General features: G+C 66.6%; 8 protein-coding genes. All 8 read left to right on the forward strand.

Annotated elements, in window-relative coordinates:
- The first annotated feature begins 4 nt into the window (after window positions 1–4).
- On the forward strand, window positions 5–1,468 hold the full coding sequence (locus tag AC5RTT_RS12675) for a UDP-N-acetylmuramoyl-tripeptide--D-alanyl-D-alanine ligase (protein ID WP_494145488.1): 1,464 nt from the start codon (window positions 5–7) through the stop codon (window positions 1,466–1,468).
- On the forward strand, window positions 1,465–2,574 hold the full coding sequence (gene mraY, locus AC5RTT_RS12680; protein ID WP_494145489.1) for a phospho-N-acetylmuramoyl-pentapeptide-transferase: 1,110 nt from the start codon (window positions 1,465–1,467) through the stop codon (window positions 2,572–2,574). The genes AC5RTT_RS12675 and mraY overlap by 4 nt, the downstream gene beginning before the upstream one ends.
- The gene (gene murD, locus AC5RTT_RS12685; protein ID WP_494145490.1) at window positions 2,556–4,130 is read left to right on the forward strand and encodes a UDP-N-acetylmuramoyl-L-alanine--D-glutamate ligase; all 1,575 of its coding nucleotides are present in this window, start codon (window positions 2,556–2,558) and stop codon (window positions 4,128–4,130) included. The genes mraY and murD overlap by 19 nt, the downstream gene beginning before the upstream one ends.
- Window positions 4,131–4,132: 2 nt before the next feature.
- A complete protein-coding gene (ftsW, locus tag AC5RTT_RS12690; protein ID WP_494145491.1) occupies window positions 4,133–5,470 on the forward strand; it encodes a putative lipid II flippase FtsW in 1,338 nt (445 codons plus the stop codon).
- 6 nt (window positions 5,471–5,476) lie between these two features.
- On the forward strand, window positions 5,477–6,577 hold the full coding sequence (gene murG, locus AC5RTT_RS12695) for an undecaprenyldiphospho-muramoylpentapeptide beta-N-acetylglucosaminyltransferase (RefSeq protein ID WP_494011951.1): 1,101 nt from the start codon (window positions 5,477–5,479) through the stop codon (window positions 6,575–6,577).
- Window positions 6,574–7,965, forward strand: a complete 1,392-nt coding sequence (murC, locus tag AC5RTT_RS12700; RefSeq protein ID WP_494145492.1) for a UDP-N-acetylmuramate--L-alanine ligase — start codon at window positions 6,574–6,576, stop codon at window positions 7,963–7,965. Before murG ends, murC begins: the two co-directional genes overlap by 4 nt.
- Entirely contained in the window at window positions 7,958–8,953 is a 996-nt protein-coding gene (locus AC5RTT_RS12705; protein WP_494145493.1) for a cell division protein FtsQ/DivIB, read from the forward strand. The genes murC and AC5RTT_RS12705 overlap by 8 nt, the downstream gene beginning before the upstream one ends.
- A gap of 183 nt (window positions 8,954–9,136) precedes the next feature.
- Window positions 9,137–10,164: cell division protein FtsZ (gene ftsZ, locus AC5RTT_RS12710; RefSeq protein ID WP_494145494.1), on the forward strand; the 1,028-nt coding region annotated here is incomplete at its 3' end.

A 10,164-nucleotide genomic window follows, 5' to 3' on the forward strand; every position in this document is an offset into this window, starting at 1 on the left:
CGAGATGATTGCATTTACTGCGGCGGAGATCGCCGAAATCACCAGCGGGCGCCTGGACGCCGATCCCGGAATCACGCCCCTCACGGTGGTGACGGATTCACGCGAAGCCACGACAGGTTCGCTTTACGTCGCAAAGCCGGGCGAGTTCGCGGACGGCCACGACTTCCTCCCGGCCGCCTTTGAAGCCGGGGCCGTCCTGGCCCTTGCCGAGCGGCCCGTAGCCGGGCCGGACGGGCTGCCATACCCCTCCATCCTGGTGCCCGACGCCGTCCTGGCCATGGGTGCGCTGGCAGCCGAGGCTGTCCGCAGGATACGTGCGGCGCGGGCTGAAGCAGGCGGGGAACTCACAGTGGTGGGCATCACCGGCTCCGCCGGCAAGACCACCACCAAGGACCTGCTTGCCGGAATCTTCTCGGCCCACGGCGAGACCGTGGCGCCGCAGGGGTCCTACAACGGCGAAGTCGGAGTACCGCTCACGGTGTTCCGTGCGGATACCGACACCCGCTACCTCGTCATCGAGATGGGTGCTACCGGCATCGGACACATCCGCTACCTGGCGGAAATGGTCAAGCCGGACATCGGGGTTGTCCTTGGCGTCGGGACAGCGCACGCCGGCGAATTCGGGGGAGTGGACAACATCGCCCTCGCGAAGGGTGAACTCGTGGAGGGACTCACCGCCGCCGGAACTGCCATCATCAACCTCGACGACGACAGGGTGGCTGCGATGCGCAGCCGCACCACGGCAGCGGTGCTGGGCTTCTCCGCGGAAGGACGTGAAGACGCCGCCGTCCAGGCCCTCAATGCCGACACCAACGCCGGCGGCAGTCCGGAGTTCGACCTCCTGCTGCCAGGCGGTGAAGGGCCGCATCACGTCTCCAGCCGCCTCATCGGCGCCCACCATACCGCGAACCTCCTCGCAGCGGCAGCAGCGGCCTTCGCCGCCGGCATCTCCGGCGCGGACATCGCATCCGGGCTGAGCAGTCAAACAGCTGCCAGCCGCTGGCGGATGGAACGGACCGAACGCGCCGACGGCGTAACCGTCATCAACGACGCCTACAACGCAAACCCCGAATCCATGAGGGCCGCCCTTCGTACCCTCGCCGACCTGGGGCGCGGACGGCGCACCTGGGCCGTCCTCGGCGCCATGCTGGAACTCGGCGATGACTCCATCCGGGAACACACCGCCGTGGGCACCCAGGTGGTGCGGCTCAACATCTCCCGGCTGGTAGTGGTGGGCCGCGAAGCGCGTGCGCTCTATGTCTCCGCCGTACAGGAAGGGTCCTGGGGGGACGAATGCATCTTCACGGAGACCGCCGACGAGGCCTACGAGCTCCTGAATGCGGAACTCCAACCCGGGGACCTGGTGCTGTTCAAGTCCTCAAACAGCGTGGGACTGCGCCATTTGGGCGATCGGATAGCATTACCCCCAACCCGCCAACCCGCCGATGAAAGGAGCACTCTGCTGTGATTGCACTTTTGATCGGCGCCGGGCTCGCCCTGCTGTGCGCCCTGGTGGGAACACCGCTCTTCATCCGGCTCCTGGTCCGCCGCGGCTATGGCCAGTTCATCCGCGACGACGGGCCCACCTCGCACCACACCAAGCGCGGGACACCCACCATGGGCGGGACGGTGGTCGTGGCAGCGGTCCTGCTGGCCTACGGACTCACCCACCTCATCATGTTCATGATGAACCCGGATTCCCCCGGGCCGTCCGCATCCGCCCTGATCCTGCTCTTTCTGATGGTGGGGATGGGGCTCGTCGGCTTCCTTGACGACTTCATCAAGATTTCACGGCAACGCAGCCTGGGCCTCAACGCCAAGGCAAAACTGATCCTGCAGGCAGCGGTGGGCATCATCTTTGCCGTGCTGGCGCTCAACTTCCCGAACGAGAACGGGCTGGCGCCGGCTTCCACCAAGATCTCGTTGGTCCGGGACCTGCCCTGGCTGGATCTGGCTTTCGGCGGCACGGTCCTGGGCGCCATCCTCTTTGTCATCTGGTCCAACCTGATCGTGACGGCCGCCACTAACGGCGTAAACCTCACGGATGGCCTCGACGGACTGGCAGCCGGTGCTTCGGTCATGGTCTTCGGCGCCTATACCCTGATGGGCATCTGGCAAAGCAACCAGGCCTGCGGGTCCCCAAGGGAAGCCGGCGGCGGCTGCTACTCCGTGCGGGACCCCCTGGATCTTGCGCTGCTGGCGGCCATCATGAGTGCTGCCCTGGTGGGCTTCCTCTGGTGGAACACGTCTCCGGCCAAGATCTTCATGGGTGACACCGGATCGCTTGCCATCGGCGGCGCCATCGCCGGCTTTGCCATCCTGTCCCGGACTGAACTGCTGCTCGGAATCATCGGCGGCCTCTTCGTCCTGATCACCCTGTCCGTGATCATCCAGGTGGGCTACTTCAAGGCCACCGGAGGCAAGCGCGTCTTCAAAATGGCGCCGCTGCAGCACCATTTCGAACTCAAGGGCTGGGCGGAAGTGACGGTGGTGGTCCGTTTCTGGATCCTGGGCGGACTCTTCGTGGCCGCCGGCCTTGGCATCTTCTACGCTGAATGGGTTGTACTGCTGTGACCGTTTCCCCCCGCCTGCAAAACCTCGTTACCTGGGACTCCGACTGGAGTGGCCTGCGCGTGGCCGTCACCGGTATCGGCGTTTCCGGCTTTGCCGCTGCCGACACCCTGATCGAACTGGGAGCCCGCGTGGTGGTGGTGGATGCCGCCACCACCGAGAAAGCGAAAGCACACGCCGAGACTCTCAAGATCGTCGGTGCAGCCGATGTGCTGCTGGGGGAGGACGCCGTCACCCGCATTCCCCGGATTGACGGGGAACTTCCGGAACTGATCGTCACCTCGCCGGGCTGGCGCCCCGACCAGGCACTCCTCGCTGCCGCAGCCCGCGCCCACATCCCCGTCTGGGGCGACGTGGAGCTCGCCTGGCGGGTACGGACCAGGGAAGGCCGGAAGACCGCGGACTGGCTCGCTATCACCGGCACCAACGGAAAGACCACCACGGTGGGCCTCACCGAATCGATGCTCCGCGCAGCAGGCCTTAAGGCCATCGCCGTGGGAAACGTGGGAACGCCCATCCTCGATGCCATCCGGGACCCCGTAGAGTACGACGTCTTCGCCGTTGAGCTGTCCAGCTTCCAGCTGCATTGGGCCGAATCGCTCTCCCCGGTGGCCAGCGTCTGCCTGAACGTTGCCGAAGACCATGTCGACTGGCACGGCTCGTACGACTCGTACCTCGCGGACAAAGCCAAGGTCTACGAGCAGACCCAAAAAGCTTGCCTTTACAACGCCGAGCAGTTCGAGACCGAGCGCATGGTGGAGAACGCCGACGTCGTGGAAGGATGCCGGGCCATCGGGTTCACAACTGTCACGCCCGCCATCAGCATGCTCGGCGTAGTTGAAGGGCTCCTGGTGGACCGGGCCTTCATCGAGGAGCGCAAGGACAGTGCGGCCGAACTTGCTTCGATGAAAGACCTCGGCGCCTTCGCGCCCCGCCACATGGTGGCCAACGCCCTCGCTGCCGCCGGGCTGGTCCGGGCCTACGGGGTGGATGCAGCCGCCGTGCGGCAGGGCATCCGGGACTACATCCCCGGCGACCACCGGATCCAGCCGGTGGCCCGCCACAACGGCGTGCTCTGGGTCAACGATTCCAAGGCCACGAACCCGCACGCGGCCTCCGCCTCCCTTGCCGCGTTTACCAACGTGGTCTGGATTGCGGGGGGCCTGTCGAAGGGCGTCTCCTATGACGACCTGGTGCGGGAGAACGCCTCCCGGCTGAAAGCCGTGGTGCTGATCGGAAAGGACACTTCGGTCCTTACTGCCGCGCTCCAGCGACACGCGCCGGATGTCCCGGTGATCAAGGCGGTAGCGGGTGACACTGAAGAAGTGCAGACTGCTGCAACGGGTGCCGACGAAGCGGGTTCCCCCCTGTCCGGGGAACAGGTGATGTCACTGGCCGTTGCGTCGGCCGCCCGGCAGGCCGCCTCCGGCGATACTGTGCTGATGGCTCCGGCAGCTGCTTCCATGGATCAGTTCTCTTCCTATGCTCACCGTGGTGACACTTTCATCGCAGCTGTCCGCGGGCTGGTGGAAGGGCAGGGACAGACCGGCGAGGAGTAAGAATGGCCAGCACGCCCACCCGGCCGCCAGCCGGACAGCAGGCCCGGACGCCCGGCCCCGGCTCCTCCGCAACGTCCCTCAGCCGGCAGTCAACCCTGCCCGCAAAGCTGCGGAACGCGTACCGCAGGTTCTGGTCCGCCCTTGAAGGCAACGGAACCTCCCGCAACGGTTCCACGTACTACCTCATCCTGGGCTCCACCCTGGCCTTGACGGCCATCGGGATCATGATGGTCCTTTCGGCCTCAAGCGTCGAATCCATCGCAGCCGGCAAGTCGCCTTACGGGGACGCCCTGAAGCAGGGCATGTTTGCCGCCATCGGTATCTTCACCATGTTCGTGCTGTCACGCATCAACGTGGTCTGGCTGAAGCGGCTCGCCTGGCCGGCGATTGGCATCGCGCTGGCACTGCTGGTCCTGGTCCAGGTGGTGGGTGCCGAAGTCAACGGCAACAAGAACTGGATCGACCTGGGCGGCATCACCTTCCAGCCATCCGAGGCGTCAAAGCTTGCCCTCGCCCTCTGGATGGCCACGGTGCTGGCCATCAAGGGCCGGCTCCTGAGCCGCTGGCAGCATGTTGCCATCCCCGCCGTCCCCATGGCCGCTGCGGTGATCGTTCTTGTCCTGGTGGGCAACGACCTCGGTACCGCCATGATCATCATGATGATTACCGCTGCGGCACTGTTCTTCGCCGGGGCGCCCGTCTACCTCTTCGGCATCGCCGGCCTCGTGGCAGCCGCCGGAACAGCCGTTATGGCTGTGACCAGCTCCAACCGGGTTTGCCGGATCACCTCCTGGTGGACCGGTGAATCCTGTGCCGACGGCGTCGACGCCAACTACCAGGCGACCAACGGCCTCTACGGACTGGCCTCCGGCGGCTGGTTCGGCGTGGGACTCGGCCAGAGCCGGCAAAAGTACAGCTGGATTCCCGAAGCCCACAACGACTTCATCTTCGCCATCATCGGCGAGGAACTCGGCCTGGTGGGCACCGTCGTCGTCCTGATCCTGTTTGCGATCCTTGGCGCCGCCATCTACCGGGTCGTAGTGGCCCAGGAGGACATGTTCCACCGGGTACTTGCCGGAACCATCATGGTGTGGCTGCTGGGCCAGGCGACCGTCAACATGGCCGTCGTCACCGGGCTGATGCCCGTCATCGGCGTGCCCTTGCCTTTCATCTCCTATGGCGGTTCGGCCCTGCTGATGTCCCTCTGCGCCGTCGGCGTAGTGCTGTCGCTGGCCCGGGAGCAAATGGCTCCCGCCATCCGCCCAAAGAAGATGCTGAAGTTCAAGGGCAGGAGCCGCGGGGCTGCTGCGAAGAAAAAGACTGCAAGAAAGCGTGCCTGATCCGAGATGACTCCGAAAACCCCCTCCATCGTCCTGGCGGGCGGCGGAACAGCCGGCCACATCAGCCCTCTCCTGGCCATCGCAGCAGCGGTGCGCAATGCCTCTCCGGATGCTGCCCTGCTCGCCGTCGGGACGCCTGCCGGAATGGAAACCCGGCTTGTCCCGGCGGCAGGGGTGGAACTGGCCACCATTGACCGCGTGCCGTTTCCCCGGAAGCCCTCCGTGGACCTGGTCCGGCTGCCGGCACGCCTGGCAGGGGCCGTCCGCCAGGCGGGCTCCATCCTCGACAAGGCGCAGGCGGATGTCCTGGTGGGCGTCGGCGGCTACGTCTGCACCCCGATGTACCTTGCTGCGCGGAAGCGGCGGATCCCCATCGTCATCCACGAGGCCAATGCCCGGCCCGGCCTGGCGAACAGGGTGGGGGCAATGCTGACAAAGCGCGTCGCGGTTGCCTTCGATGGAACGCCCCTCCCGCACGCCGTGCACGTCGGCATGCCCATGCGCACCGAAATTTCATCGCTCGACCGGCCGGCGGCACGGCAGTCTGCCAGGGAAGCACTGGGACTTGAACCGGACAAGCCCACCCTGATCGTGACCGGAGGCTCCTCCGGCGCCCAGAGCATCAACCGGACCATCGGCGGCGCCGTCGGCCAGTTGGCAGCCGCGGGGATCCAGACCCTGCACATCACAGGGCGGGGCAAGTCGATCCTGGACGACGCCGGCAAGCCGCTCAGCGCGGAAGGCTACCGGCAGGTGGAATACGTCGACGGCATGGAGCTCGTCTACGCCGCCGCCGATGTCCTGCTGGCCCGTTCGGGTGCTGCGACGGTCTGCGAAGCAGCCGCGGTCGGAGTGCCTGCAGTCCTGGTGCCGCTGCCCATCGGCAACGGGGAACAGGCCCTGAACGCCGCGGGCCTCGTGGCGGCCGGCGGCGCACTGCTGGTTCCGGACCGGGATTTCAATGCCGGCTGGGTGGCGCGGGAGCTGATACCGCTGGTCACCGACAAGGACCGGCTTGCCACCATGGCAGCCAATTCCTACCGGCTCGGCATTCGAAACGCTGATCAGCGCATGGCTGGTCTCATCCTGGAAGCGGTAACTGCATGAACCCCCACAACGCCGGCCTTGAATCTCCGGGCAGCCTGGAATCCCTCGGCAAGGTCCACTTCATCGGCATCGGCGGTGTAGGGATGTCCGCCGTGGCACGGATCATGGTGGCCCGTGGGGTGCCCGTGAGCGGCTCGGACGCCAAGGACCTTCCGGTCATGGCGGACCTGGCCGAGGCAGGTGCCCGTATCGCCGTCGGCTACGACGCAGCCAACCTCGGTGACGCGCAAACGGTAGTGGCCGGCTCGGCCATTCGCGCAGACAACCCGGAGCTCGCTGCCGCCAGGCAGGCGGGCCTGCCCGTGCTGCACCGCTCCCAGGCGCTTGCCGCCACTATGGGGGAGGACCTCGTGGTCACCGTGGCCGGAACGCACGGCAAGTCCACCACCACGTCCATGGTGACAGTCCTGCTGCAGGGTGCAGGGCTGGACCCCTCGTTCGCGATCGGCGCCAACGTGCCGGCCCTCGGCGTCAATGCCGCGCACGGCAACTCCGGAATCTTCGTCGCCGAAGCCGACGAGTCCGACGGCTCGTTCCTGAACTACCGCCCCCGAATTGCGGTGGTCACCAACGTGGAGCCCGACCACCTGGACCACTACGGCACGGCAGAGGCGGTCTACGAATCCTTCGACCGGTTCACAGCGCTGCTGCCCGCGGACGGCGTGCTGGTTGCTTGCGCCGACGACGCCGGGGCGCTGGCCCTTGCCGAGAGGACCAGGGCGCGCGGCAACACCCGCGTGGTCCTGTACGGCACCGGTGCAGGCGCGGACCTGGTGCTTCACGACGACGGACCCGGCAAGGTGGCGGTGTCCGGAGCCGCAGGCCGCCACGAACTTTCGCTGCAGGTACCGGGGCGGCACAATGCGCTGAACGCCGCCGCCGCGTTCGCCGTTGCCCTCGAACTGGGCGTGGAACCGGCCACGGCCGCGGCTGCCCTGGCGAACTTCTCCGGCGCGGCCCGGCGCTTCGAACTGAAGGGGTCCGCCAGGGGCGTCCGGGTCTTCGACGACTATGCGCACCACCCCACCGAAGTCCGTGCCGCGCTGACGGCAGCGCGGTCGGTGGCAGGGGAGCACAAAGTCCATGTGCTCTTCCAGCCGCACCTGTTTTCACGGACGCGCGAATTCGCCCGGGAGTTCGCTGAGGCCCTTAACCTCGCCGATACCGCCCTGGTCCTGGACATCTACCCCGCACGCGAAGACCCGATTCCCGGCGTCTCCAGCCAGCTCATCGCCGACCACCTGGGCGCAGGCGGCCGGCTGGTCCCTGCGGCGGGCGCCGTAACAGCGGTGGTGGACACGGCGAAGGAAGGCGATATCGTCCTGACAGCCGGCGCCGGCGACGTTACTGCGTACGGCCCGCTCATCCTCGAGGCCCTGAGTGCCTAGCTCCCGCCGGCCCACCTACCGGCCGGCTGGAAGGACGGGGAGCACTGCGACCGGCTCCGGCGGAAAAAGCACGCCGGCTTCCGGGCTGCCTGCTTCCGGCCGCGACGATGTGATCTCCGCGTCCCGCAGCCTTCCCGAAACTGCGCCGGGCAAGCCTGCCGCAGCCAGGAAACCGCCGAAGGCCGCCAAGCCGGCCGGTGAAAGCAAGCTGCGGTTCCCGGGGCTCCGGAAGGACAAGCCCGCAGGGCCGTCCGGCGGTGCCGCCCCGAACGTCCTTGCATTTCCGGAACCGAAGGGAAAGCGGCGCAAGAGGAACCTGCTCATGGTGATATCTGCCGTTGCGGCGCTGGTTGCCGGGCTGCTGGCAGGAGCTGTTTATTCGCCCGTACTTGCCCTGGAGTCCATCTCGGTTTCCGGGACGCGGCTCCTGACCCCTGAGCAGGTGCAGGGCGCCCTGGAGCCACTGCGGGGCAAGCCGCTGCCGCAAATTACTGACGAGGAAGTGGGACGGCTGCTTCAGCCGCTGGTCCAGGTGAAGTCCGTCTCGGCCGAGGCGCGGCCGCCGTCAGGACTCGCCGTGGCCGTGCGGGAGCGCGTGCCCGTGGCGCTGGTCAAGCAGGGGGAGCAGTACCAGCTGGTGGACGTGGAGGGCGTGCAGCTGGCAACTACTGCCGATGCCGCCTCGGTCTCCCTGCCGGTCATTGACGGCGGCGCCGGGACGATCGGCCAGGACCTGTTCCGCGCCACCGCCGCCGTCCTGGGTGCCTTGCCCGCCGATGTCCTGGCCAAGCTCAGCAATGCCTCCGCGCAGTCGGTGGATGCCGTGGAGCTTAAGCTCGTGGACGGGCAGACCATTATCTGGGGGAATGCATCGGAGAAGGAACTTAAGGCTAAAGTCCTGGAGGCGCTCCTCAAGGTTCCGGCCGACCCCAAGAATCCGGTCAAGGTGTACGACGTTAGCGTGCCGCGCCACCCGGTGACGCGGTGACCGGCATTCTTTCCGGTATTAATCCGACACGCGGACCCGGTTATTGAATGTGGCAACCAGAGGAAATACCGTCACAGACATGAGTTACTTGACATAACTATAACCTTCAAGTCGAAGGTTAAGGTTGCAGGCTTCAAGCTCTCCATCAGTTTTCGCAATAAACACGAACAAGGGACACGTAACGTGGCAGCTCCGCAGAATTACTTGGCCGTCATCAAAGTCGTCGGCATCGGCGGCGGTGGCGTGAACGCAGTCAACCGCATGATCGAGGTCGGCCTCCGGGGCGTTGAATTCATCGCTATCAACACGGACGCCCAGGCCCTGCTCATGAGCGATGCCGACGTCAAGCTGGATGTTGGCCGCGAGCTGACCCGTGGCCTGGGTGCGGGAGCCAACCCCGAGGTCGGCAAGCAGGCGGCCGAGGACCATGCTGACGAGATCGAGGAAGTGCTCCGCGGTGCCGACATGGTCTTCGTCACCGCCGGCGAAGGCGGCGGCACCGGCACGGGTGGCGCGCCCGTCGTCGCACGCATTGCACGTTCCCTTGGTGCCCTGACCATCGGTGTTGTCACCCGTCCCTTCACCTTCGAAGGCCGCCGCCGGGCAGGATCCGCAGAGGCCGGCATCGACGCCCTCCGCGACGAAGTGGACACGCTGATCGTGATCCCGAACGACCGTCTGCTTTCCATCAGTGACCGCAACGTCTCGGTCCTGGACGCCTTCCGCTCGGCGGACCAGGTGCTGCTGTCCGGTGTCCAGGGCATCACCGACCTCATCACCACCCCCGGCCTGATCAACCTCGACTTCGCGGACGTTAAGTCCGTCATGCAGGGTGCCGGTTCCGCCCTGATGGGCATCGGTTCCGCCCGCGGCGAGGACCGTGCCGTCAAGGCTGCAGAACTCGCCATCGCGTCCCCGCTCCTCGAAGCTTCCATCGACGGCGCCCACGGCGTGCTGCTCTCCATCCAGGGCGGCTCGGACCTCGGCCTGTTCGAAATCAACGAGGCCGCCCGCCTGGTCCAGGAAGTGGCCCACCCCGAGGCAAACATCATCTTCGGCGCCGTCATCGACGATGCCCTGGGTGACGAGGCGCGTGTCACCGTCATCGCCGCCGGATTCGACGACGTCAAGGCAACCTCACCGTCCATGGACCAGTCCCAGCCGCAGGCGGCTCCGCAGCGCCCCGCCGCGCCATCCGCAGCTCCGGCGCC

The organism is Arthrobacter sp. Y3221157 (assembly GCF_059089865.1).

Bases quoted from the DNA above. Each gene is read 5' to 3' on its own strand.
- AC5RTT_RS12675 (WP_494145488.1), top strand. From the start codon at position 5: ATGATTGCATTTACTGCGGCGGAGATCGCCGAAATCACCAGCGGGCGC.
- murC (WP_494145492.1), top strand. From the start codon at position 6,574: ATGAACCCCCACAACGCCGGCCTTGAATCTCCGGGCAGCCTGGAATCC.
- ftsW (WP_494145491.1), top strand. From the start codon at position 4,133: ATGGCCAGCACGCCCACCCGGCCGCCAGCCGGACAGCAGGCCCGGACG.
- murD (WP_494145490.1), top strand. From the start codon at position 2,556: ATGGGTTGTACTGCTGTGACCGTTTCCCCCCGCCTGCAAAACCTCGTT.
- murG (WP_494011951.1), top strand. From the start codon at position 5,477: ATGACTCCGAAAACCCCCTCCATCGTCCTGGCGGGCGGCGGAACAGCC.